Genomic DNA, 24,052 nt, shown 5'->3' with positions numbered 1-24,052 from the left:
TGTTTACCATCCTTCCATTTTCATTCTCACCTTTCATATATAGAAATACGGTCAAATAGGACAGGGTTCTTTTAAGAAACTTTGGACAGGCTTCCTGTATACTTAATTAAAAAAGATCAGGTGCTGTGAACACCTGATCTATGCAGCTACTCAAGATTAGCGGCATCCTTTAAGGAAAGAATAAATATTGCCCACATTTGGAAATATATTATAAATAGTTCCGAAGGTGGATGACATGAACAACTATACAAATGATAACACTGCCAGACGATATAAAGCCCATGTAAGTATTTTTGGAACAACACAGCTGCATTTAAGAAATCCTTATATCATTGCCTGGTGGTCCGCAGCCTTCCCTGGGTTTGGTCATATGCTTTTATCTAAATACCTTAGAGGATACGCATTATTCATTTGGGAAGTAATCGTAAATGTGAAAGCGAATATTAATTCTTCCATGATCTATTCCTTCCAAGGAAATATTGATATGGCAAAAGAAGTTTTAGATACAAGATGGCTTCTTATGTATATTCCTGTTTACCTCTTTGGAATCTGGGACAGTTATCGGACATCAGTGGATATGAATCGAATTTACTTGTTAGCAGACAGAGAAGATCATTGTTTTAATACATATTCAATTGGGGCATTAGAAATTAACTACCTGGATAAACGGAACCCAGTTGTCTCTCTAATGTGGTCATTATTTATTCCAGGTCTTGGTCAGTTATATATTCATCGGATTTTAACAGCTATATTTGTCATTGTATGGTTAGTTATTTTTTATTATTTTTCTCATGTTCAAGAGGCGATTGTCCTTTTGATTTTAGGGGATATAAAAGAAGCTACCTCCGTATTGCATCCAGACTGGCTTCTTTTTATTCCTTCTCATTATGGGTTTGCTATTTATGACTCCTATATTAATACGGTGGAAAATAATAAACTTTTTGAAAAAGATTTAAGAAAACATTTAACCTTGAATTATCAATCGAAAAATTTCAAAATACTAAAGGGACAAAAAGTGAAGTGACACATATGCAGCTTTTTTCAACATTTGAAACGACTGGCTACTTAGAGATGGCCATTTCCACTTTAGAAAAGAATGGGATACAAAAAGAAAACATATTTGCTGTCCCACTGGATAATCGAACAGAAGACCGGAAAGTTTTTGACACTCTGCATCGCTCCGACGGTACAAGCCTAATTGATATCGGTATGGCATTAGCCACCGCATTTTCAGTCATTGGGGCAAGTATCGGATTTAAATTAGCATGGGGTCCCATTTATTGGGGGCTTATTGGCGCATTTGCTGGGTTCGTTCTTGGTTTTGCTATTCGCCTTTTTATAGAATTAGTTATAAAGAAAAAAAAGAAAGGTTTAAAAGGCAAGCAGGCTGAAATCATCTTGATTGTTGATTGCGAAGAATCACAAGGTGACTTAGTTGAGAATATCCTTTGGAATCATTTTGCGTTAGGAGTAGCAAAGGTAAAGTGACTGAATCCTATTAAAGAGAAGTAACCACTATCGCCTAGGTAAGGAGAGCGGTTACTATTTTTAGTGATGATATAATAAAGTTTGTTACAATTCTACTCTTTTCCTATGATCCATTTAATATGTACACCAAAACACACTTTCAGCTATCGGTTCCCTGACAGAAACTTTTATAAAGTTTAACAAAATGTCCGTTTCGCCCGCTCCAACATATTCATCTTTATCTACATTATAATATTGAACTACCTCAACCTTATAAAAGCCATTTTCTATGTCAATCTTATACTTAGAACAATTCTGATCAGGTACTTTGTGATCTTCAAACTGAGCAGCCATTGTCAGGCAGTCATGATCCACTAAATATAGTTGGTTTTCTGTCACTTCTATACATCCTGCTGCTTTCCTAAAGCATGTATCAGCTATTTCTTCTGTCCCTACGCTAACATCTACTTTCCAAGAATATTCAATTCCTTCTTCCGTCATTTGAAAAACCAAAAGATGCCCTTGCTTCATCTCGTCACCAAAATGCTGCAAAAGACTATCTAACTCCCAATCTTCATCTACAAAAGATTTATATGTAGCCGCATTTGCAACTCCAATAAAATTTGTATCACCAAAATTCATACAAAATTTCATTTTTTCCTCCCTCTTTTTTTCGTTCAGAAAGCATTTTCTTCTCTGTTTATCCAATTTTCTCTTGTTAATTTCATATTGATAGAATCAATCCATTCCCCTTCAAACTCTAGGCCGTTTTCATCAATACTATCTATTACAAAACCAACCTTTTCGTAAACATATTTGGCTCTTGGGTTAAAGTCAAAAACACTTAAAGTTAATTGGTTAAGTGTAGTATTTTTAAATACATAATCAATGACAAGTTTAGTTGCTTCCGTTCCTAAACCTCGATTCCTTCCCCTTGGACCAATAAGTATCCTAAAGTTCATACTATGACTATTTTCATCGTATAAATTGACGACTGCCTCTCCTACTAAGATGTCCTGAGATTGGTCAACAATAGCAAGATCCAAACGATCAGTTTGTTCATTTCTAGTAGTATACCATTTGAGAATTGATTCCCTATCAAAATCTGAACTGCTCCCTGTCAGTTTTAGTACTTCGGGATCCCTTAAGCATTCCTCTATAAAAGGAAAGTCTTCATCCTTAAAAGGTCTGAGAACAACTTTCTTCCCTTCTATAAGTGGTTTATTACTTAAATCTACCATTTCACTCACACTCCATTCATTCGATTTAACATTTACCAGCATGCGTTTGTTCTTTACCTAAACGCCCGTTAGATTAAATAACTTTTACAAAAAAAGCGCTAATCCTTCTTGAGCTAAACTGTCTTATACATAAAGAAGTGCATAATTCTTGCTTCAGAAATAGGTCAAATGTTGAGTATCATATATACACTAACTTTGTAAAGGAGAAAATTCATTCATTCCAATAGTCCCTATTCGATTGAATTTCCCGGTTTTTTAATCGAATGACTGGTGTTTTTTATAGGGCTGTTTAGTTTACTCACCGAGTTGAAGTAAATACCTTTTCTCTTTTCCATCATATTCAACAATTAAAATATCTTTTCTTTCTTTTGTTGTAAAAATTTTAGCTCCAATAGGTAATTTATTAGCCATCCCTTCTTTTATTTCTCCTATTTGTTTCTCTTTTTTCAACTCTTCTTCTTCGATCCAATCGACATTTGTCTTATAAACTTCCCCATCAAACTCAAAGATATCTGCATCTGGATTTAGTTTTAATGCTTGTTCTTTATTTAAAGCCCCGCCTAAGTGTTGTCCAGGACTTCCTGTACAGCCATTTAACATAGAAAGGATTGAGAATAAAATGAGAACAGTAGAAAATAGCCGCATAAATAGCCTCCTTTATTTAACGGATGGAATTTTTCGACAATTTGTTTCACCCATTATTTTACGCCTTTTCGGTTCTCATTAGCAAAGTGATCTAGTTTTATGTAGCAATAAGATCATGGGAACTTATCATCTTTCGAATTAGAACGCTCGATTCGAAAATCTTAAAAAAAGTGATTGGAATAGATATAAAGAGGAATGAATTTATCGCGTTATCAAAAAAAGCAAACCGCCCTTGAGCCTGCAAGCAATTGGCGGTTTACCGTTCTGAGTTGCTTCTTATTAAGCATAAACTCCTTTATTCCAGCTGGTTTATTATTTAGGAAGCCTAATAGCAGCCTAAATTCGCCTTTAGAACAATCGTACTGTTGAATGTGTATCAGAATTCTGTATTGTTCTCCGCGGTTAGTTTTTGATCTTTAGTAATAGATCGACCACTCATAGAGAAGGATAGCAGCGCAGGGATAAGTCCTATTGCAACTCCGATTGCTCCAATCCACCCTACTGCTTGAAGCGATATATTTTCAACAACCATTCCTCCAATTACTGCTCCAACAGCCATGCCTAATTGTATGATGGACGTGTTTAAGCTAAGGATGATTCCCGAAGCTCCCGGTGCCATGCCAATCAAATAAACTTGTTGAACCGGACCTGTTGACCAAGCAAAAAATGACCACAACATAAGTAAAGGTAGAACAAACATAGATAAATGAGAGAATAAAGTCAATAAAAGCAATATTCCTGAGTGGAGTAACAAACCTCCAATCATAGTACGTGGGATGCCCCATTTATCTGCGCCATAACCGCCAACTTGCGAACCAAGAAGGCTAGCTATACCGAATGCAAATAAGCTGATGCTGACCATACGATCGCTCAAACCAGTAATGGTTAGAAGGAAAGGTGAAATGTACGTGTAAATGATCGTATACCCCAAGATCCAGAAAAACCCAATAGACAAACCTACAGAAATTCTCGGTGTTTTAAGTAAAGAAAGCTGCTCTCGAATAGGCACAGGAGTTTCCCCCTCGGACTTAGGAATGGTCAGCAGAAGGACAAACGCTGCGATTAAGCTGAATACTCCAATGCCAGCGAAAATAATCTTCCAATCATAGAAACTGGCAATAACTCTACCCAAAGGAACACCTAGAATCAGCGCGAGGTTAAAGCCTAAAAGAACAGTAGCAATCGCACTCCCTTGCTTACCAGGCTGAGCAATCTTAGCCGCAACTGTAAGTGCCACCACCATAAACACACCTGTGCCGATTGCCAAAATAATTCTGGCTCCGACCAACATAGCAAAACCAGTGGTTGAAATGGTTACCAAATTCCCCGCAATGAACATTGCCAAAGCAGACAGCATTAGTTTTCTTCGGTCCATTTTTGCCGTGAATGCAATTAGAATGGGTGTGCCAATCGCATATGAAAGTGAGTAAACAGTAATGAGCTGTCCGGCCGCTGCTACTGTCACACCTACATCACTTGCGACCATATCTAATATTCCAGCAATAACAAATTCAGATGTCCCTACTAAAAAACTAACGATTGCCAATATGTATATTTTCCAAGAATTTAGCATTTAATCTCTCTCCCTTTTATAATTCTAGAAATATAAAAATGATAACGATAAAAATCTACTTATTAAGCTTATATAACCATATATCACTCTTTTTCCAACACCTCCTCATCTAGATGTTCATCTCTTAGCAAGTTCTTTGCGAACTATAGGGGCAACCTTGGTTCCTAAAAGTTCGATTGTCTTTAACAATTCCTGGTGTGGCAATGTACTGAAATCGACATACATAAGAAAACGGGTTAAGCTTAATTTCTGCTGCGCAAGCAAAATTTTCTCCGCTACATATTCTGGGTCTCCAACATAAAGGGCACCACGAATGTCACGAGAAGTTTCGAAAGATTCACGGGTGTAAGGCGACCATCCTCGTTCCCTTCCAATTTGGTTCATCTGCTCGGCTATTACGGGGAAGTACCGTTCGGCTGCTGTTTCAGACGTATCTGCAATAAATCCATGAGAATGCGTTGCAATCTGCAATTTGCTAGAATCGTGTCCTGCCTTCTCTGCGGCTTCCTTATATAACCTCACCAAAGGGGCAAACCGCTCTGGCATCCCACCGATGATCAAGAAAATAACTGGAAGTCCTAACACACCCGCTCGTATGGCTGACTCTGGACTACCACCTGTACCGATCCATACTGGTAGTGGATTCTGCTGTGCACGAGGATAAATGCCCATATTGTCCATTGCTGGACGATGCCCGCCACGCCAGCTTACCTTCTCTGAAGCGCGGATTTTCAATAAGAGTTCAAGCTTCTCTTCGTATAACGCCTCATAATCGTTCAGATCATATCCAAACAGTGGAAATGATTCAATAAAAGAACCACGTCCTGCCATAATCTCTGCCCTTCCTTTCGATAGGCTGTCAAGTGTTGCGAAATCCTGGTACACACGAACAGGATCATCAGAAGACAATACAGTAACTGCACTCGATAGTCGAATGCGTTTCGTTGTGGAGGCTGCAGCAGCAAGAATGACAGCTGGTGACGAGCTTGCATAATCGATCCGATGATGTTCGCCAATAGCGTATATATCCAGGCCAACCTGATCAGCCAAATGAATCTCCTCAATTGCTTGGCGTATCCTCTCTGCAGGCGAGACCTCTCCATGTTTGGACGTTTGTAGAAAAGTGGTAATTCCCAACTCCATAATTTTTGACTGTTTATCCATAATCGTTCACCCCTTATTAATTTTATACTTCTAGAAATATAGAAATGAATGTTAAAAAAATTTACCCCAATAAATATGGTGCAAATTTTTTAGCCATTTCCTCATTGACACTATAGTGAATGAATGATCCGTTTTTACGCGAATGAATTAAACCAGATTCCGTTAATTGCTTCAAATGATGCGAAAGAGTGGAGCCAGCTACTGTTTCAAGCCTTTCTCCAATGGCAGTAAAGCATTGATTACTTTCTTTCGCTAGCATCAAAGCAATTTTTAAACGTGTTGGTTCACCTAAAGCTTTATAGACTTTGACCGCTTTCTCCATCTCTTCTCTGTTTTCAGCCACTATGATCCCCTTCCTGATTTCTTCTATATTTCTATAAGTATCGAAATCATATTAGCACCTTATTGTTGAAATGTAAAGGGGACTGCTTGCACTCAGGAGAATTTGATAGTAGCAAGACATTGTAAATAGGATATTCAACCATATGGTCCTTTTCATGAAGAAAGACACTTTCCTTTTTTCTCCAAAGGCGCCCTATAGGGGTTTCTAGGATATTAAGAAACCTCATTTAGATTAGATGTCTTATTATTGTGCAGAGATAATAAAGTTGTTTACTTTACAATCAAGCCATTTAAAAAATAATATAATTGTATAAAGATCCTTCTTCTACGAACGGAGTAGATTAGCTCAATAAGGAATCAAAATAAGAACTTGTAGCTTCTGAAGAAATGGAAAAAAAGAAAGGTTTTAAATACAAAGTAGACTCAGTTATACAAAAGTAGGGTGATATTATAATTCATTTGTGATAAATTAGGAATAGTTTGATTTGTTTAAAACTGAGTAGAGGATTATAAAGTGCGTGCGGTTTTTTGCCAAGTCCTATGTGTCTTATCTTTGGAGGAAATATGCTTAAAGATAATTTTAAAATTAATAATATTCCCACGGTTTTATGGGGAGATAAGAGTGAAAAAATTTTTATTGCAGTACATGGAAATATGTCAAATAAGGAAGATGCAGTTATTCAATTATTAGCTGAAAAAGCCAATCAAAAAGGTTATCAAGTAATAAGCTTTGATTTACCTGAGCATGGAGAAAGAAAAAATGATAATACTCCTTGTAAAGTACAGTTTTGTGTTAGTGAATTATCTATAATTATGAATTACGCAAAAGAACATTGGAAAGAAGTAAGCGTGTTTGCATGTAGTATCGGAGCTTATTTTAGCCTTTTAGCCTATCAAAATGATGTGTTAGAAAAGGCATTATTTTTATCACCTGTAGTTAATATGGAACGAATTATCGAAAATATGATGAAATGGTTTAATGTAACACCAGAGCTTTTGCAAAAAGAAATGACTATAGAAACACCTATTGGTCAAAAATTATATTGGGATTATTTATGCTATGTAAAAGAACATCCTATTAATATATGGAATACAGATACATATATTATGTATGGAGCCAAGGATGAACTGTGCGAATTTGAAACTATTAACTATTTTACAAAAAAACATCATTGTGAATTAGAAGTCATGGAAACAGGTGAACATTACTTTCATACTGAAGAACAGTTAAAGATATTTGAACAGTGGTTACACAAGCATATCGATTAACAAATTACAATTTAACTTAGGTGAATATATAAACTGATATTATATTTGAGAGACATTATAAATGTGAATGTATTCAGTTAAACAAACAGGTGCTTTAGTTCAATAAGAATTAAAACAACTTTAAAGAGCCTTACCACACACTAGATTGTAGCAAGGCTCTTATATTTTCATAACAAAATTAAACAACTATATTATCGATTTACAATTATAAGGACCATATTGATCCAACCGAGTTTTTAATAACTTATTAAATGAAATCTTCCTCTTTATCTTAGGTATCATCATCTTCAATAAAAATGTCTACGTAGCCTTCCTCCTCTTCAGAAGGAACGGACTCCCATTCGGATGAAAACTCGTCAGCATGGCATTCTGTTTCCTCTGTCCCATCTTGCTCCGTTTCTATTTCCTCTTCGTCCGTATACCCCTTTAATTTTTCCATTTCTTCTTTCACTTGCTTCAATTTTTCCATTTCCGCTTTCACTGCCTCTGTTACCTTTTTTGGAATCACATCTTTCCCATATGTTGCTCCTATATTTAAGGCACCACTTAATTCTTTAATACCAAGCTGTTCAAAGTTATTGTTTTGCTCATATTTTTCTAAATAGAGTTTATCTATGAATAACGTTTCATATATCGGGTTTGGTTTGTTTACAGTGTTTGCTACATCTTCCCATTTTTTCAGTAGCTCATTATGCTTTTCTACTAATTCATCTGTTATTCTTATCAACCCTGCTTGGGCTTCGTTCATCTTTTCATATTTGCTTTCCAAAGTATCTACATTTAAGACCAACTGTTCAAGCGTTTGTATTCTTCCCATCAGCTTCTGTTCTTTGCCGTGATAACATGCTAATTTTTCCGAAACGAGCTGTTCTATGAAACGTTTTACTTGTTTTTCGTCGATGCTTTGCTCTATAAAGGATGAAGACTGGTTCGTTTTATTAGATTGCGAACATTCGATTTCTCGATGCTTTTTCTCTAGATTATTCATTCTACGAGAAAGCTCGTTTACTTTTTGCTTATAAAAGCTGATATCTGCTGCATTTACACGTGTATCTTTCATACAATCGTCTTCATTAGAAGTTTTTTGTTCATTCTTTCCATATACATTTACTTTAAGTTTTTTTTCTGAGTCTAGTAATTTATTTATTTGTGCTTCAAGTGCATCCATCCTTAGAATTTGCTTGTGAAGTTCATCTTGGTAGCTTATTGAATCGCCTTTATAATGATTTCGATTAAAAACGCCTTTAAGCATCATAAATCCCCACAAATGTATATTATTTTCCTCTTAATGAAGCCTCATTTAACAATAGTCAATAACTAATCAATCGGCACATGTTCTTCCTTGCTAAATTGTCTATTATAAGAGACTAAGAGTAATCCATTCTCAAATTTCGCCACCACTTGACCAGGAATGGTAGGCTCAGGAAGAGTAATTATTCGTTTAAAGTCGTCACAATATCTTTCTTTTTGTACAGGTTCACCGTTCACAATATTTTTTTTATACCCTTTTATTAAAAGTTTTGCACCTGACACAGACAACGTAATGTCTTCCTTTTTGTATCCAGGTAAATCTACTATAATATATACTTCTTTCTCTGTAAGATAAATATCTATTGGCGGAAATTGTTTCACTTGCCATTTTTCCGTTTTTGAACCGCCTTCCTGCCCCTGGCCAAATCCTACATTCCCTTTCATAAAGTCTTCTAAGGAGGACTCATCAAAAATTCCATTCCAAAATTCACTGGATTGATATTTTTTCGCTAACTCCATCCATTGTAAAATTTTATTCATATCCATGCATGGAGCCTCCTTAACATGCTGGGAATAAAATTAGCTGACCAAATCAAGCCTATAATATACTAATATCCATCATATTTTTGAATTAGTAAATCATGCAATAAAAATGGAATTTGTTTAAAAAAATTTAATAAATAATAGTAAAGGGAAAGAAACTACATGAATACAAAAATATCGCTGCCACGATTAACTGAGGCTGAGGAAATTAGCTGGTTTATTTGTTATTAGACATAAGTTTTTTGTACGGGACATAGGCTTTTAGTATCCGGGATATACAAAGAAAGGAGCATTTACTTTATGAACTTTTTACCAAGCACGATAAATATAAAAGAAATAAAAGTAAATGGTGCAGACCATTTAGGTGTATTATCATTAGATTCAACAATGATAAAAAACAGAAATGTAAGTGCAAAGAAAAACCAGGGATTCGGCCAGCAGTTGGCTGATAATACCCTACATGCGTTCTCTATTACTTCAACCTTCGATAATGAGCTTCAAGACAGTCTTTCACAAAAAATTTATCACACTAAAAGGAAAAAAAATTTAGGAGAATTTTATGGCTGATTCGGTTCCTTATATTAATATTAAGATCAATATTATTAAAGTGAACTCTTTCGAGAATGCATCGGCCATAAATGTTGGGCAAAATTTATTGGCTGATTGGCATAATTCAGACAAAAAAAATCAGGGGTATGGCCAAAATTTTGGAGATAGCAGTAGCTTTCTAGGAACAAAAAGTTCTGTTGACGACCGAGATCAACTTGATTCCAACTCGTCATTTGAATCGACGGCCAAACTACCAGGTCTATGAGGAGTGATACAGTGAGATTTGCACCTTCTGCACTTAACATCCTAGGAATTAAAATTAATTCTGTTGACAATGGTGCAGTTGTTAACCTAGGACCAAGCCAGCATTTAGATCTATTTGTTTCCTATAAACGAAACCAAGGATTCGGAGAACACATCGGAGACTTATCTCCTATCCTATTACCAACTTCTTGGGTATCAGACATGAATTTAATTGACTCTACGTCTTTTAAATCGAGCAACTTATAATCTTTTGCCTTAGTTTATAAATTTACTACATTGGGAGTGTTTACATGATATTCGTTTCTCCAATGGCAATCAATGTCTTATGTTTTAAAGTGAATTCCATCGATAACGGATCGATAGGAAACATGGGTACATTACAATCGATTGATACATTTGTGAGCTATAAGAGAAATCAGGGTTTTGGAGAACAAATAGGGGACTTATCGCCTGTCAATTTTCCAGGCAGTACTGTAATTGATCCAGATGTGAGCGATAGTAACTCCATTAAAAATAGTGGTTTTTAATACTAGGTTTTACATCCATATGATATGAGAGAGTGTCTTTTCTTATTATTGGGCTATGTTAAAATTTCTTGAAAAACGGTGCTGAATAAATGATAGGGGGAAGACATCTGTGCGAAAAGCCAATTCAGGGAGACCCCACTGGTGTTTAACGCGCTGAGGGTCTTCCCAAACCGCCCGAAGAATGTGAAAGAACAGCCCTCAACACTCCCCATTAACCGATTAATGACCATTTTATACTTTTAATCTTTTAACATGAAAAATTGATTAAATCCTTCAGATAATCCTCCATTTCATATCCCATTTTTTACTGTATCTTCTTCCTCCGTTTCTTTTAAGTCAAAGGGTAGGTGAAGCTGTTTGGTGTAGTTCCTTCACCGTTTATTTTTATTTTATTTTAAACAAAAAAACTCACACTAATACCAAAGGCACCCGCGCGAGGTTTTTCCTTTTAAAGATAAGATCATTATCTCTATAACGTAATTTTGCGTAGGAAGAAATGGTCAGAAACTCCCTACATACTTACAAGATTTTTTTACTTCATTCACTAACTTCAATAACTAACTCCGCAAATTCCTTTTCATTTTAGATTCATATACTTTTTTTAGTATTTGAGTCTACTAATAAAGAAACCTTTTTGCCGGAATTCAAATGTATACCCTCTAATCGAAATACGCCTGATAAATCATTAGAATCACCCTCATTTGGACTACATGCTGAAATTACAAAGAAATTGAAGAAGATATTATAATTAATTTGAGATAAATGGTGCTCTATGTACATACTTAGGATTTTTAATTTGGTTAATGATAAAAGTCGCTATATCTCCATTAGTTATTCTGGTACCTGGCATATCTCTAAGATTTTCTTTAATATTTCCTATTTCTTCCCCCTCAACTATAAATGGAAGCCTAATTAGGGTCCATTTAATTAGATTATTTTCATTAAGAATATGCCACTCATTTTTCTTATCAATCATCATATTAGAGTAAACGATTTCAAATACTTTTGCCCCAACTCTATTTATAAGGCTTTTTTTATCACCAGCAATAGTTAGAGAACCACCTGTAACACCAATATAACGTTCAATTTGTAAATCAGCCATAATCTGAAGGATTGTTTCAGTTACACTGCTATAAATCTGTTTTTCTTTTAGTGGTTGACCAAATGTATTAATAACTATTTGACAATCTTTTAATAGTTTATGAATATCTTCCGAATTTTGTACATTCCCTTCTACGATCTCTATCCTATCGTCAAAAGTTAACATTATTGGATTTCTAACAAGCATACGAACTTGATACCCGTTCTCTAACGCTTTAAGAGCAATACGACGTCCCACCTTCCCCGTCCCACCGATAATAGCAATCTTATAAGGATTGTTCATAATATCCCTCCTGATAAACATAATAGTATCTATACGTGTACATTCCATTTAAGTTTCTCTACGAAACACACCCGTTAGTTGAACAAGATTCGTTTGAATTTTACGAGTGACTCATTCTACTTCTCACAAATTCAAGGATATAGAAATTGATGAATGTAAGAATAGGAATAAAAAATACTAAAACTAAAATACCTAAATTTCTGAATAATCCTTCGGTTTGCTTATGAAACATTTGAACATCTAACTTATAAAGAACGATTGTTGCTACCGATAAGATAAGTGTATTTATACAAAAGGAAACTAACATCCCTAACCATTTGTTTTGCTTTATTTTTACTATCCGAATACAAGCTAGAGCTGAAACAAGGAAGGAAATAATTATGATAACGAAAAACGTGATATTCAAAAATTTGCACTCCCCTCCAATATATTTTAAATATTATCCGAATTCGTTAGTTGAATAAGAAAATCACCTGAATCGGCAGCTGGGTCTTAAAATAAAGCACCCTCGTTTGACCATTTAAGTTAAATACTCGGTTAAACAATGTCTTCTTTATTTGAACATAACTATCTAATTTTGATCAAGTTCGTTATTCAATAATTTGGCCTAATTGCAAAATATCTTATGCCATGACATTCCCTCAATTTTTTTAAATAAAATTAACTTCTTTTAAAGTGGTTAATCATGCAATAAATATCATAAGCTGATTATATGTTTTACTAAGCTTATGATTATTTTTATGCTAAATTTGTCTTTACAACATTAAATAAACGGAGTAATATATCTTTCATAAATTAATAAATCATCTTTATCGCTGAATCCGTATGGAACGGGGGAACCAGTTTTGTAGCAATCTTTATTGCTACTTGGGGTGAATCCTGAATTAGAAGGTAGGGTTACTTCTTGACCCGAATCCGACAGCTAACTTCGTAAGCGTTATGGGAGAGGGTGATTCAAACTTGTGATCTAAAAAAGACCACGGGGTAATCCCCTGTGGTCTTTTTTTCAATGGAAAAAGTTATTGTGGTTTCCTAATAGGAGCAAATCCTAATGAAATCGAGATAAGGAAGGTTAAGATGACAAAAAAATCATTTGCCGTATTCGGTTTAGGACGTTTCGGAGGTACAATCGTTAAGGAGTTTTATGATATGGGCATTGAAGTAATAGCAATCGACAAAGATGAAGCAAAGGTTAATGAATATATCCAATATGCAACACATGCAGTTTGTGCAGAAGTGATTGATGAAACGATTATAAGCCAGCTTGGGATTCGAAATGTCGATCATGCATTTGTTTCTTTTGGGGATAATTTGCAATCAAGTATATTAACTTCACTGATTTTGAAAGAAATTGGTGTTCCACAAGTTTGGGCAAAAGCTAAAAATGATTATCACTCAAAAGTACTTGAGAAAGTTGGAGTAGATAAAATCATTCATCCAGAACGTGATGTAGCAAAAAGGATTGCCCATCATATTGTAACAGATAAAATGATTGATTTTATCGAGTTATCAAACGATCACAGTATGGTTGAGATTGTGGCAACAAAGAAGATTGATGGATGCAGCTTAGGTGATCTTAATGTACGTGCAAATTATGGATGTACGATTGTTGGGATACAGCGTCATGGATCATTTATTGTCTCTCCCTCCGCTTTAGAAGTGATTAATAAAGATGATATTTTAATTGTTATCGGTCACAATCGTGCGATTTCTCTCTTTGAAAAAGAAGGTGTTTAAATGAAGTTTATGTATATTCGATTAACCCCTTCTCAGTTACTGATACTTGTGTTCCTTGTTTTTATTACATTGGGAACACTGTTATTAAAACTGCCTATGGCAACGACTAATTCTGTTAGTTGGATTGATGCTTTGTTTACAGCAACTTCGGCTATGACCGTGACTGGTCTTGCTGTAGTCGATACCGGAACAGCATATACTGCCTTTGGTCAATTAATCATTCTCTTTCTTATTCAAGTCGGCGGATTGGGTATCATGTCATTTGCTGTCCTCATTTTTATCATGCTAGGAAAGAAAATTGGGGTTAAAGAAAGATTGATCATTCAACACGCTCTAAATCAAACATCTATTGGTGGAATAATAAAATTAGTAAGAAACTTATTTATCTATTCGTTTACGATAGAAATCATTGCCATGCTTATTTTAGCTATTAGGTGGGTACCAGAGTATGGCTGGGGAAAAGGGATGTATTATAGCTTTTTTCACTCTATATCAGCTTTTAATAATGCAGGATTCTCAATATGGCCTGATAGTTTGATTCAATATGTTGGAGATCCATTGGTGAATATAGTAATAACTTTCCTATTTATTATCGGGGGGATTGGTTTTACAGTATTAGCGGATATATGGCATAAACGTAATTATAAAAAATTAAGTCTCCATTCAAAACTGATGATTGTTGGCACTTTTGTTCTAAACCTTTTTGCAATGATTATTGTTTTCTTTTTAGAGTACGGTAATCCCAACACTTTAGGCTCTTTGTCATCATTAGGCGATAAAATTTGGGCATCCTATTTCCAAGCAGTAACTACTCGTACGGCAGGGTTTAATACACTTGATATTGCGAATTTACAAGAAGGAACAATTACACTAATGTTACTATTAATGTTTGTTGGAGCCGGTAGTGCTTCAACCGGTGGTGGAATTAAACTGACAACATTCATAGTCATTGTTTTAGCTGTATTGACCTTTTTAAGAGAAAAGAGTCAAATTAAGATAGCGAATAGATCCATTAAAGACAAGGTCATTTTTCGATCACTTGCCATTTTGACAATAAGTAATGTGTTTATTTTCTTAAATGTATTACTATTAAATATTACAGAACGAGAGCCCTTTCTAAAACTATTATTTGAAGTGATTTCAGCTTTTGGTACAGTAGGGTTGTCGATGGGAATAACAGGAGAACTGTCAAACTTCGGGAAAATAATAATTGTGTTTACCATGTTCTTTGGTAAATTAGGACCTTTAACCTTAGCCTTTTCACTAGCAAAACCTCAACAAGAAAAAGTTCGATACCCAAGTGAGGATATTCTAACAGGTTAATAATTTTAATTTCTGAGTGACAAAGATAAATAGTCCCACACTAGAATGAGACATTTGAAAAAATAAATTCGAGTGTCTTCTTTTTTTCGTTTATCGTGTATGACAATAAATTTAAGGAAATTCCTCCTAGTCATCTAGTTACTTTCATAATCAGCCAGCCAATTTTGAAATTGACTAAATATCTTTGTATTTTCACATGACGAAAACTTATTGAGGAGGCAATAAATTAGTGTGGAAGTACAGTGGGGAGTCTGACATAATTGATTCATATAAGGTAAAAACTTATATACTATTCATTTTGAAAAAAGGGTGACTTTTATGAAAAATACAGTATTGGTTAATCTTACAGCAAATAGGAGGGGGACTATACTTTAACCCTCCTAGAAACAAGGAGGAAAATATGAACCGGAATGAAGTGATTAAAGTTTGTGATGAATTTTTGCTCTCAGCCATTTCAAAATTATATGGATTGGAAGAATATCGAATTGGACTGATTTCCCCACACGAGGGAGGACGAAATCTCGTTTATCTTTGTGAAAAAGAAGGATCAAAAACAAAAATACTTAGGATTTCTTACTTAAACGACAGGCGCCTAGAAGATTATCTCGGTGAATTAGAATATATAAACTACCTATTCAATCATGGTGGCAGTGTTTCAAATGTAATCCCTTCATTAAACGGGAATATTCTTGAAAAAATATCCTATAACGGCCATACGTTTTTTGCCAGCTTATTTGAAAAAGCAAAAGGAAAAAGGCTTGTGGAAAACAATTATAAATACCGAGAAGGTGTTGAAATAACTGAATATTATTATAATTGTGGAAAAACCCTTGGTAAACTGCATCAATTATCAAAAGAATATGCTCCTGTTCATAGCAGATATAATTTTTTCGACAAATATAATGAAAACTACATCGATGAGTTGATACCCGATACTCTATCTTTACTTAAAACGAAACTGAAAGACCTTATTAAAACACTGAAAAACTTCAATAAAAGCAGAGAAAATTTCGGTATGATTCATTTTGATTATAATGACGGGAATTATTCAATAGACTTTGATAATGGGCAAATTACGGTGTATGATTTTGATAATTCTTGTCTTGGCTATTATATGTATGACCTCGCTGACCTTTGGACACAAGGGGTTGGGTGGATTCAATTCGAGCCAGATCCTAAAAAACGCAGAAAATTTATGAAAGATTACTTTACTATCATTCTTGAGGGGTATAGGTCTGAAACCGATATCGCTGACAATATGTTAAATAAATTACCAGTATTTATTAACGCAACTATTATGGAAAATATCGTAGACAAGTATGAGAGAATGAAGAATACTGAAAACGATCCAGTGTGTGACAAGGAGTTCATGTATCTTGTAAAGTGTTTGGAGGACGACATTCCGTATAAGGGATTCTTTCATGAAATGTATTCAAATGATGCACCATTTGAATTTTAGGTACGGAGCGTATAACGAATTTAACATTCATTGTTACTTTTAAGTAACGTTCAAGCGAGCTATGCACAAATTGCTTTAGCTCGCTTGATAACAAATGTTGCTTTCAATTAGTTTAACTGACTTCAAATGAGTTTACTTTTTCTTCATTTCCCTGAACCTCTTATTCAGCTAACCTGCTCCGTTCGTTTAATTATTATCTCTATCTTTCACAAGCCCATCCATCATTGTCTCGATCATGTTTGCGTTCATATGCTGGATGGTCAGAAGGGACACCATTAGGATAGTATTTTCTTAATTCAGTACAATTTTTGAATGATGTTGGTGCATTTGGATCAATATTATCACCATTTATTGAATCTTCCTGTTCTAGTAGCGCTAACTTCGCTTTTGAAGGAGTTTCATATTTAACTTTATCTGATTTTTGAACAAACAGTCCTCCTCCTAAACCATAGTATCCTATACCTGATACTACTCTATAACTATATATTCGGTATTCCTCACCTTTTTTAAGACTCTTATCCTGTGTTAATATATTGTCATTTATCTTAGTTGCGTTAACGTTAGCCAGGATCGTTACTTTACCAATTTGTCCTTTTTTTAGTTCGGTTTTCCCCCACATAACTTTTGCTGAAGCCACACTTGAAGAAAAGAGCAACAAAAACACTATAAAAATACTAACCATTGTTTTCTTTTTGTTATTCATTCTTAACCCCTCCTATTTATCTAGTATTTTAATAACATGCCATCATTTTACTACAATGCCCAAAATTTTCCTACTATTTATCAAAAAGGTAAAATTAGACGATTTCTGATTTTGGGACAAATCCCCCTCCACCTAATCATCCGCACCAACTGATACACAGTTATGCGACCCATTAACACTTACACACCATTAAATGGTTCCCATAAGGGTCTTTAAAATTAAACCAATGGTTATGCTCAATTCCTGTTGTTAATTCGACATTCTTACTTTTCAAATACTCATATGCTTGCTCGATATTGTTCGTGTTAAAATGAAAAAGTGGTGTTTTAAAAGTATTTTCTTCTGAATAAATCTTGCTATCTAATACAATTCCTGTCCCATCCATTTGTACTATATATAAATGACCATAAAGTATTTCACCTTCTGCTATTAACCCTAATATGTCACAATACCAATCACGTGCTTCTTCCACACTACTAACAGGAATAAAAATGGTACCGATTTTATTTAATATAGGATTCATAAGACTACCTCCAAAAATAAATTTCGCGTATTCAGAGATAATTCTCTACTGTTTATGTATTTCCTGCTTGTTAAGCTAAATTGCACCGTTAGTAGAATGATTTCATCAAAAAGGCGCGTAATCCTACTTAGGATAAAACTACCCGATCATTTAAGCACATTTTGCAACAAATAAATTCCCCTTTCAGTTCAATAAAAAAGAGCAAACTCCTATTTGAAGTTTTGCCCCCGTTCGTTGACTAATCCATTGATAACTTATCAATTTGCCGATACAAAATGGTCATTATTTAATATTGGAACTGCTTCATAAATATTTAAACGACTGCAATGACTTACATCCTCTTCAAATCCTTTTTGACGTAGCTCTCTTCCACTTCCGCATTCCCAAATTAATTCAGTGATTTTTTCTTTGGCATTTTGGAAGGCACCTATACATACTTCGGCTTCTGGTGATTTTTCACCCTCTAAATAAGAAAGGACGGCTCCAGCACCTAAATAATCTTCAATTGATGGCCGAAGACTATTTTCATGCTCTCTTACCTCATTCCACTGTTCGCCACAAGGGACAACAGTAATATTTGCCTTAGATTGTAATCTTAATTTATTAGCAACAGAGGCTACCGCTGAAGCATTAAGTAATGAACCTATTAAAAGAGCAGGAACTTTAGCAGCCATCCAAGTACAAAATGCACCATTTAGCGAGGACAATACGTACTTCTTATTGTAATGTTTTTTCTTAAAGGAAACAGGCGATAAAGTCGGTTTTCCCGCTTTAGCTGCTTCAGCCCTCCCCAATATATATTCAGCTCCAATTTTTTCTGCGAAACTCTTTCCGTCTAAATTGGGTGGATAAGGATAGATTATTGCTCCCTGTCTTAAAGCTGAAATAACAGTTGATGAAAAACTAAGAACATCTACTATGATAATAATGTCACCACGTTCGGCTGCTTCTCTTGCACCGCGTATGCCCCATTCTACTCGACAAGAAAAAGGAGCTTGATTAAACATATAACCACCTATCCTAAACAAAGATTCACATTACAATTCAATTTTATAAAGGACCATTCCTTCTTGATCTAATCTCCCTGTTAGCTAAATATGAAAATCGACCTTTAAATTACAGACTCCTTTATTCCTTTGGATTGTTCCCACTCTTCTCTTAATAGTCCCATTCTGATAGAGTCATAATATTCTCCATTATAGTACCGGCATTTTCTAAGTCTAGCTTCCAATGTCATTCCAAGCTTTTCTCCTACTTTGACCATTCTATGATTACCCGACCAATTCTTTTGGTGATGATATTAGGATAAGTGTTAAGTCGATCATGGCGGTACTGAACCGTAAAAAAGCATGGAGGAATTAGTGTAAAAATGAATAATGTTTGGGTTTAAATACCATCATAAAAAGATAGAAAGGGTTTAGGCAATATTAAGGAGGACAGGGGTAGAATGACAAATACAAATAAGGATGAAAAAGTATTGACAGAACATAACATTCCTCTTACTGCTTCAGAAATAGGTTTTCTTTGGACGCAATATATGAACGATAGCTTAGCTGTTTGTGTAATGAAGTATTATAAAAGCATATGTGAAGATAAAGAAATCCTTCCCTTAATAGAAAATTCACTAAGTATAGCAGAAAATGACCTCAAAATTATTACAGAGATTTTTACTAAAGAAAATCATCCGATCCCAATCGGCTTTACGGATAAAGATGTAAATGTGAATGCACCAAGGTTATTCTCGGACACTTTTATCCTTATGTATATACAAAAATTAGAGGTAATTGCCATGGCGAGTATTGGAGTCGCAATTGGTATTTCGGCACGTTCTGATGTAAGTAACTTTTTTAGAAATTTACTTATTTCCGTTTCTGAATTACACGATAAGTCAAGAAAAGTCCTGTTATCAAAAGGTGTATATGTCCGATCAGCGCAAATACCTAGTCCTAATAAGGTTGACTTTATAAACAAACAAGGGTTTCTATTTGATTTTTTAGGTTCTCATAAACGTCCATTAACAGCTATTGAAATCACACATCTTTTTATCAATATTCAAACCAATGCAATGGGTAAAGCAATGATGATGGCATTTGCACAAGTTTGTAAGAATGAAGATGTCAGGCAATTCTTTGTAGAAGGTATAGGGATTTCTAATAAGCACATGAAGAAATTTGGTTCAACTTTAACTAATGAAGATATTCCCGCACCTATGAGTTGGGATTCTCACGTAACGGATAGTACGGTTCCCCCATTTTCTGATAAGTTAATGATGTTTCATACAACTACATTAATTGCTGTAGGAATAGGAAACTACGGGACGGCCGCAGGAACTTGCCAACGAATGGACTTAAGTGCTACATATACAAGACTTTCTGCAGAAATTGCTTTGTATGCGGAAGACGGGGCGAACATAATGATTAAACATGCATATCTAGAAGAACCACCAAAGGCGACCGACCATAAAGCACTTTTCAAAAAAAAGAAGTAGCATCCTGCACTGTTTTTAAATTAGGTCTCGCGACAAGAATCTGGTTTACTTATTCAGGAACATTTATCACCTGATAAAATTAATGAGCTGTATTTTGACAATTGAAAAGACTACCTATCATCCTTTTAGACCATTTATTATATTCATGCGAAAAAAAATAAAAACATATGAAAGATATTTAGCACACTGCCAGCGCTTACCCAAACTGCCCCCGGTTACTGGACTGTGTTAAACAATTGGGGGGCAGTTCACTAATACACAATCTCGGCTTAACCGCTTTGCACAGTTCTCTCTTATAGGAAAGGAAAGAAAAAACAAAATCAATATTTATGATCTCTTGTTTTACGCCATTACAATAAGCTAGCTTACGATTGAGAAGACACCATTTGGTTATCCCATTCTTCCGCTAAAATAGCATAGTAATATTCATCCCACCATTGATCCCCATGAGGGATGCATTTTTTAAAATACCCTTCTCTTCGCATGCCGATTTTTTCCATGACACGATAAGATGGAATATTTTCTGGCTGACATGTAGCTACAATTCGATGTAACTTTAGATCCTCAAAACCATATTTTACGATTGCAGAAGCAGCTTCCGTTGCGTAACCTTTATTGTAATATTCAGGGTTAAATACCCATCCTATTTCATAAGAGTGCTCTCCAAAATATTTGAAGAACTCTACATGCCCGATTAAAATATCTTCATCAGCTAATATTACTGCAAATTTCTCAGCTGAATCACCTATATTTCTATTAATAAACTCCTTTGTCTCTTTTTCCGTTAATACACCTTCTGGCATATATTTCATCACGCTCTTTTTGGAAGTATACGCATGTACTGCTTTCCAATCATCTAATTCAAAATTACGTATAATTAATCTTTCCGTTTTTATATACATATTTTTTCCCCTTAAAAAATTCCATATTTGTTAATCCTCGATTAAATTGGACTTTACATATAGAAAGGTTAGTTTACGTGTCAGACTTCGCAAGTTAATCATATTTAAATAAGATTACCTCTTCATTTTTATTCCTGATTTTAACTCCATTTATAAATGGTTCATTTTTTATAATATCCTTCTTCGTTAAATCTTTGGAATCGAAAATTACATAGCCTTTAACTAGTATCTTGTCTTCATGAAAGCTTTTCTCTATCGTTTTATGTTCGATTAGTTTTTCGTTAGTCCAGTCCGTTAAAACAAATTCAATAGAGTTATCAATGATAGATACATTTCCTTTACCACTAATAGTAAATTCATAATTTATTTTTTGCTTATCAAATGTTCCACTAACTTCACCGATAGAAATCAAAGCATCAGCAATTTGTAAGTCATTATTCTTTGCTGTTATGTTCGAACAGCCAGTCAATAGATATAACGTCATTAACGGAACCAATATTTTATTCAAAATTCCCCCCCTCTACGATTTTATTTTACCATAATAATCCAATCAGATATTCAACTATTCTGATTTCATCATTTCTTTTCAGGTATAATACACATATCCCATTATTTTAAGAAATTTTCTAAATTTAGTTGCTCCAGCATCTGGCCCTTTCATGAAGAAAGACGATTCCCCTTCTTTCAGAATAAATAGAGCCTTAACATAAACAAAGAGCGCAATTCTAGCTGCAGAATTGCGCCCGCCAATTGAATAACTAAAGAAAATTTTCAATAAATTGTTCTTCTGAAAGGACTTGTAAACCATTTCTTTTAAGTAAGGCTGAAGTAACTCCATTTCCAACAATTTTCTTCCCCTTAAATTCACCGTTATAAATCATCGAACTGCCACAGGATGGGCTATTCTCTTTGAGAACAACGGCTGTTGCGTTTATTTTTTTGGCCTTTTCCAAAGTAGCATAAGCTCCTTTTATGTAAAGTTCAGTTACGTCTTTACCAGATTTCTCAACCACTTTAGCTTTTCCATCCAGTACATCTCCTCCGTCTCCGCCTACTATTTCAGCAGGTTCTCTTGGGGTTAAAAATCCACCAAGCAGTTCAGGACAGATAGTAACCGCTTTATTCTCTCCAACTAATTTACTTATTCTATGATCTAGACTATGTGTACCGTTATACCTTACTTCTAATCCAGCTAAACAAGAACTGACCAAAATCATGAACTACACCTCTCAAATCAAATCATACATTGTCATCCTTATTGTACTAAACTGTCCCTATAGTTTAAATGCATTTATTCACAAAGTCTTTCCTTTTATAATTAAAAGAATCTTGAAGTACTATGGAAGTATGATAGCTGTAAAGAACCATTACACAACACCTAAAAAATTTTCACCTTTTGATTATTATATTAAAGTTAAATAGATTGTTTCTTTTGTTTTCAAAATGAATATCCTCCTTTCAGTCAATAAAAATGCACCGCTAAACCCTAAAGGTTTAGCGGTGCTTCCACTTAAAATGATTATTATTTTTTCTATTAATGGTGAGATGGAATTCCAAAAGTTGAGATTAGTTCTGCACTATGATGGGATGGAATTCCTGCAACTTCTGTTACAGGTTTAATTACATGATGAGATGGGATTCCCGCTTGATCATAGCTTGCAGAACCAGAATTCAAGCCGAAAATACTAAGTGTTATGGCCCCAATGATAAGAACTTTTTTCAATGTAGCACCTCCTAATTAATCTTCTATAGTAATAATATTATCACTTATTGAGAAGTTTTTCCAGTTCTTCCTCTATATAATTCGCAAGATGCTCATTATTTTGAATTCTCAAAAAATCAATAGCGGTATTAATATAGTTTGTTCCTAGTTCCTTTTCCCCTAATTCAATTAAATTCTCCCCTGTTTGATAATAAAATTCAGAAAATAGATAAAGGGTTTCATATTGAATACAATGATCAATTCCTTTTTTACTGTACTTAAGAGATTCTTCGAATTCGCCTATGTAGGTAAGAGCTTGTGATAAAGCAAACATGGCACGTAATTTTGATTTGGGATCAACGATATTTGGTAATTTGTCTAAGTCTGCTAATGCTTCAACAAGTAAAGTAATAGAATGTCTGTAATTTTTTTCTTCATTAAAAAGAATAGCAATACTTGTTAATACTTCAATTTCTCTTTCTGTGAGATTCTTTCTAGATGGATTGGTTAAATCGATTGCAGAATACAGAATATTTATTGCCTTGTCAAAGTTGCTATCTAGATAATAAACACATATACCTTGGTGCCATACTAGATATTGTTTAAGAGAGGTATCATTAAAAAGAGGGTTACCTTCTTCCCTTTTAATTATATTTTGAATGGCATGGTAATTTCGTTCTCTTTTATACTTGTTGATTAAATTAATTATTGCAGTCGTGTAACTATGAGGCGTGTTAGAAGTTAAAGCATAAAAATAACTCAAATCCACATTTAACTTTTCAGCAAAATGATTAAGTTGGTCAATTCTCGGATACTGTTTTTCTTTTTCAAATTGGATTAGTTCTTCTTCTGTACATATTCCTGAAGCTAATTCTTTCACTGACATTTTCTTGTATTTTCTTAGATCATGTAAAACTTCTCCATATCCCATTACACTTGACATTATCAACATCACCTCGATTTTAATCTATTTAATTTTATCATAGGCTCATTATT

General features: G+C 34.5%; 27 protein-coding genes, 2 pseudogenes and 1 riboswitch. Of the genes and pseudogenes, 11 read left to right on the top strand and 18 right to left on the bottom strand.

The annotated features are described in order from the left end of the window. Positions 1-235 precede the first annotated feature (235 nt). Positions 236-1,024: a hypothetical protein gene (locus tag RUH74_RS04055; protein ID WP_313798973.1), complete on the top strand. Its 789-nt coding sequence runs from the start codon at positions 236-238 to the stop codon at positions 1,022-1,024. A 5-nt stretch (positions 1,025-1,029) separates the two neighbouring features. Continuing rightward, positions 1,030-1,488, top strand: a complete 459-nt coding sequence (locus tag RUH74_RS04050; protein WP_313798972.1) for a hypothetical protein — start codon at positions 1,030-1,032, stop codon at positions 1,486-1,488. A gap of 114 nt (positions 1,489-1,602) precedes the next feature. Here RUH74_RS04050 and RUH74_RS04045 read toward each other — a convergent pair whose 3' ends face one another. From RUH74_RS04045 to RUH74_RS04020, 6 genes are all read right to left on the bottom strand, one after another. Beyond that, positions 1,603-2,109: a hypothetical protein gene (locus RUH74_RS04045; RefSeq protein ID WP_313799038.1), complete on the bottom strand. Its 507-nt coding sequence runs from the start codon at positions 2,107-2,109 to the stop codon at positions 1,603-1,605. 35 nt (positions 2,110-2,144) lie between these two features. After that, on the bottom strand, positions 2,145-2,708 hold the full coding sequence (locus RUH74_RS04040) for a GNAT family N-acetyltransferase (protein ID WP_313798971.1): 564 nt from the start codon (positions 2,706-2,708) through the stop codon (positions 2,145-2,147). A 294-nt stretch (positions 2,709-3,002) separates the two neighbouring features. Then, on the bottom strand, positions 3,003-3,353 hold the full coding sequence (locus tag RUH74_RS04035) for a hypothetical protein (RefSeq protein ID WP_313798970.1): 351 nt from the start codon (positions 3,351-3,353) through the stop codon (positions 3,003-3,005). 376 nt (positions 3,354-3,729) lie between these two features. Beyond that, on the bottom strand, positions 3,730-4,926 hold the full coding sequence (locus RUH74_RS04030; protein ID WP_313798969.1) for an MFS transporter: 1,197 nt from the start codon (positions 4,924-4,926) through the stop codon (positions 3,730-3,732). A gap of 117 nt (positions 4,927-5,043) precedes the next feature. Next, positions 5,044-6,090 carry an LLM class flavin-dependent oxidoreductase gene (locus RUH74_RS04025; protein ID WP_313798968.1) on the bottom strand — a complete coding sequence of 349 codons (1,047 nt, stop codon included), beginning with the start codon at positions 6,088-6,090 and terminating at the stop codon, positions 5,044-5,046. A 61-nt stretch (positions 6,091-6,151) separates the two neighbouring features. Continuing rightward, a complete protein-coding gene (locus RUH74_RS04020) occupies positions 6,152-6,412 on the bottom strand; it encodes an ArsR/SmtB family transcription factor (RefSeq protein ID WP_396229847.1) in 261 nt (86 codons plus the stop codon). A gap of 584 nt (positions 6,413-6,996) precedes the next feature. On the opposite strand from RUH74_RS04020, the gene RUH74_RS04015 reads away from it, so the two are divergent. Further along, on the top strand, positions 6,997-7,701 hold the full coding sequence (locus RUH74_RS04015; protein WP_313798966.1) for an alpha/beta hydrolase: 705 nt from the start codon (positions 6,997-6,999) through the stop codon (positions 7,699-7,701). 271 nt (positions 7,702-7,972) lie between these two features. Here the strand turns inward: RUH74_RS04015 and RUH74_RS04010 are convergent, their stop codons facing one another. Then, positions 7,973-8,953 (bottom strand): hypothetical protein, encoded by a 981-nt coding sequence (locus tag RUH74_RS04010; RefSeq protein ID WP_313798965.1) that lies wholly within the window; start codon positions 8,951-8,953, stop codon positions 7,973-7,975. Between the two features lie 65 nt (positions 8,954-9,018). Continuing rightward, positions 9,019-9,498: an Hsp20/alpha crystallin family protein gene (locus RUH74_RS04005; protein ID WP_313798964.1), complete on the bottom strand. Its 480-nt coding sequence runs from the start codon at positions 9,496-9,498 to the stop codon at positions 9,019-9,021. A 297-nt stretch (positions 9,499-9,795) separates the two neighbouring features. Between RUH74_RS04005 and RUH74_RS04000 the strand changes: the two genes are divergently transcribed. From RUH74_RS04000 to RUH74_RS03985, 4 genes are read left to right on the top strand one after another with little or no spacing between them, the layout of a single operon-like run. Next, positions 9,796-10,062: a hypothetical protein gene (locus RUH74_RS04000; protein WP_313798963.1), complete on the top strand. Its 267-nt coding sequence runs from the start codon at positions 9,796-9,798 to the stop codon at positions 10,060-10,062. Beyond that, entirely contained in the window at positions 10,055-10,309 is a 255-nt protein-coding gene (locus RUH74_RS03995; RefSeq protein ID WP_313798962.1) for a hypothetical protein, read from the top strand. The genes RUH74_RS04000 and RUH74_RS03995 overlap by 8 nt, the downstream gene beginning before the upstream one ends. A gap of 11 nt (positions 10,310-10,320) precedes the next feature. Continuing rightward, positions 10,321-10,554 carry a hypothetical protein gene (locus RUH74_RS03990; RefSeq protein WP_313798961.1) on the top strand — a complete coding sequence of 78 codons (234 nt, stop codon included), beginning with the start codon at positions 10,321-10,323 and terminating at the stop codon, positions 10,552-10,554. Positions 10,555-10,598: 44 nt separating this feature from the next. Then, positions 10,599-10,835 (top strand): hypothetical protein, encoded by a 237-nt coding sequence (locus tag RUH74_RS03985; RefSeq protein WP_313798960.1) that lies wholly within the window; start codon positions 10,599-10,601, stop codon positions 10,833-10,835. A gap of 748 nt (positions 10,836-11,583) precedes the next feature. Here RUH74_RS03985 and RUH74_RS03980 read toward each other — a convergent pair. Beyond that, a complete protein-coding gene (locus RUH74_RS03980; RefSeq protein WP_313798959.1) occupies positions 11,584-12,219 on the bottom strand; it encodes an NAD(P)-dependent oxidoreductase in 636 nt (211 codons plus the stop codon). A gap of 803 nt (positions 12,220-13,022) precedes the next feature. After that, positions 13,023-13,172: riboswitch (cyclic di-AMP (ydaO/yuaA leader) on the top strand. 124 nt (positions 13,173-13,296) lie between these two features. Between RUH74_RS03980 and RUH74_RS03975 the strand changes: the two genes are divergently transcribed. The 3 genes from RUH74_RS03975 to RUH74_RS03965 all read left to right on the top strand — a co-directional run bounded on the left by RUH74_RS03975 (position 13,297) and on the right by RUH74_RS03965 (position 16,738). After that, positions 13,297-13,956, top strand: a complete 660-nt coding sequence (locus RUH74_RS03975; RefSeq protein WP_313798958.1) for a potassium channel family protein — start codon at positions 13,297-13,299, stop codon at positions 13,954-13,956. Continuing rightward, on the top strand, positions 13,957-15,279 hold the full coding sequence (locus RUH74_RS03970) for a TrkH family potassium uptake protein (RefSeq protein ID WP_313798957.1): 1,323 nt from the start codon (positions 13,957-13,959) through the stop codon (positions 15,277-15,279). It abuts the gene before it with no gap. 400 nt (positions 15,280-15,679) lie between these two features. Beyond that, the gene (locus tag RUH74_RS03965; RefSeq protein ID WP_313798956.1) at positions 15,680-16,738 is read left to right on the top strand and encodes a phosphotransferase enzyme family protein; all 1,059 of its coding nucleotides are present in this window, start codon (positions 15,680-15,682) and stop codon (positions 16,736-16,738) included. A gap of 199 nt (positions 16,739-16,937) precedes the next feature. Here RUH74_RS03965 and RUH74_RS24220 read toward each other — a convergent pair. The 4 genes and pseudogenes from RUH74_RS24220 to RUH74_RS03945 all read right to left on the bottom strand — a co-directional run. Continuing rightward, positions 16,938-17,054: pseudogene (locus tag RUH74_RS24220) on the bottom strand (excalibur calcium-binding domain-containing protein); the annotation flags it as partial. 559 nt (positions 17,055-17,613) lie between these two features. Next, positions 17,614-17,964 (bottom strand): VOC family protein, encoded by a 351-nt coding sequence (locus RUH74_RS03955; protein ID WP_313798954.1) that lies wholly within the window; start codon positions 17,962-17,964, stop codon positions 17,614-17,616. Between the two features lie 257 nt (positions 17,965-18,221). Beyond that, on the bottom strand, positions 18,222-18,971 hold the full coding sequence (locus RUH74_RS03950) for a 2-phosphosulfolactate phosphatase (protein WP_313798953.1): 750 nt from the start codon (positions 18,969-18,971) through the stop codon (positions 18,222-18,224). Positions 18,972-19,075: 104 nt separating this feature from the next. Continuing rightward, positions 19,076-19,246, bottom strand: a pseudogene (locus RUH74_RS03945) (GNAT family N-acetyltransferase); the annotation flags it as partial. A 165-nt stretch (positions 19,247-19,411) separates the two neighbouring features. On the opposite strand from RUH74_RS03945, the gene RUH74_RS03940 reads away from it, so the two are divergent. Next, positions 19,412-20,452 (top strand): DUF3231 family protein, encoded by a 1,041-nt coding sequence (locus tag RUH74_RS03940; protein WP_313798952.1) that lies wholly within the window; start codon positions 19,412-19,414, stop codon positions 20,450-20,452. A 365-nt stretch (positions 20,453-20,817) separates the two neighbouring features. Here RUH74_RS03940 and RUH74_RS03930 read toward each other — a convergent pair whose 3' ends face one another. The 5 genes from RUH74_RS03930 to RUH74_RS03910 all read right to left on the bottom strand — a co-directional run bounded on the left by RUH74_RS03930 (position 20,818) and on the right by RUH74_RS03910 (position 23,999). Then, entirely contained in the window at positions 20,818-21,354 is a 537-nt protein-coding gene (locus tag RUH74_RS03930; RefSeq protein ID WP_313798951.1) for a GNAT family N-acetyltransferase, read from the bottom strand. A 94-nt stretch (positions 21,355-21,448) separates the two neighbouring features. Next, positions 21,449-21,862 (bottom strand): hypothetical protein, encoded by a 414-nt coding sequence (locus tag RUH74_RS03925; RefSeq protein ID WP_313798950.1) that lies wholly within the window; start codon positions 21,860-21,862, stop codon positions 21,449-21,451. Positions 21,863-22,112: 250 nt separating this feature from the next. Further along, a complete protein-coding gene (locus RUH74_RS03920; RefSeq protein ID WP_313798949.1) occupies positions 22,113-22,571 on the bottom strand; it encodes a 2-thiouracil desulfurase family protein in 459 nt (152 codons plus the stop codon). 317 nt (positions 22,572-22,888) lie between these two features. Then, entirely contained in the window at positions 22,889-23,077 is a 189-nt protein-coding gene (locus tag RUH74_RS03915; protein WP_313798948.1) for a hypothetical protein, read from the bottom strand. Between the two features lie 40 nt (positions 23,078-23,117). Next, positions 23,118-23,999 carry a helix-turn-helix domain-containing protein gene (locus tag RUH74_RS03910; RefSeq protein WP_313798947.1) on the bottom strand — a complete coding sequence of 294 codons (882 nt, stop codon included), beginning with the start codon at positions 23,997-23,999 and terminating at the stop codon, positions 23,118-23,120. Positions 24,000-24,052: the final 53 nt, after the last annotated feature.

This window comes from Cytobacillus sp., assembly GCF_032154635.1.
In the GTDB taxonomy this organism is placed as follows: domain Bacteria; phylum Bacillota; class Bacilli; order Bacillales; family Cytobacillaceae; genus Cytobacillus.
This window is presented reverse-complemented; position numbering and strand designations above follow the sequence as displayed.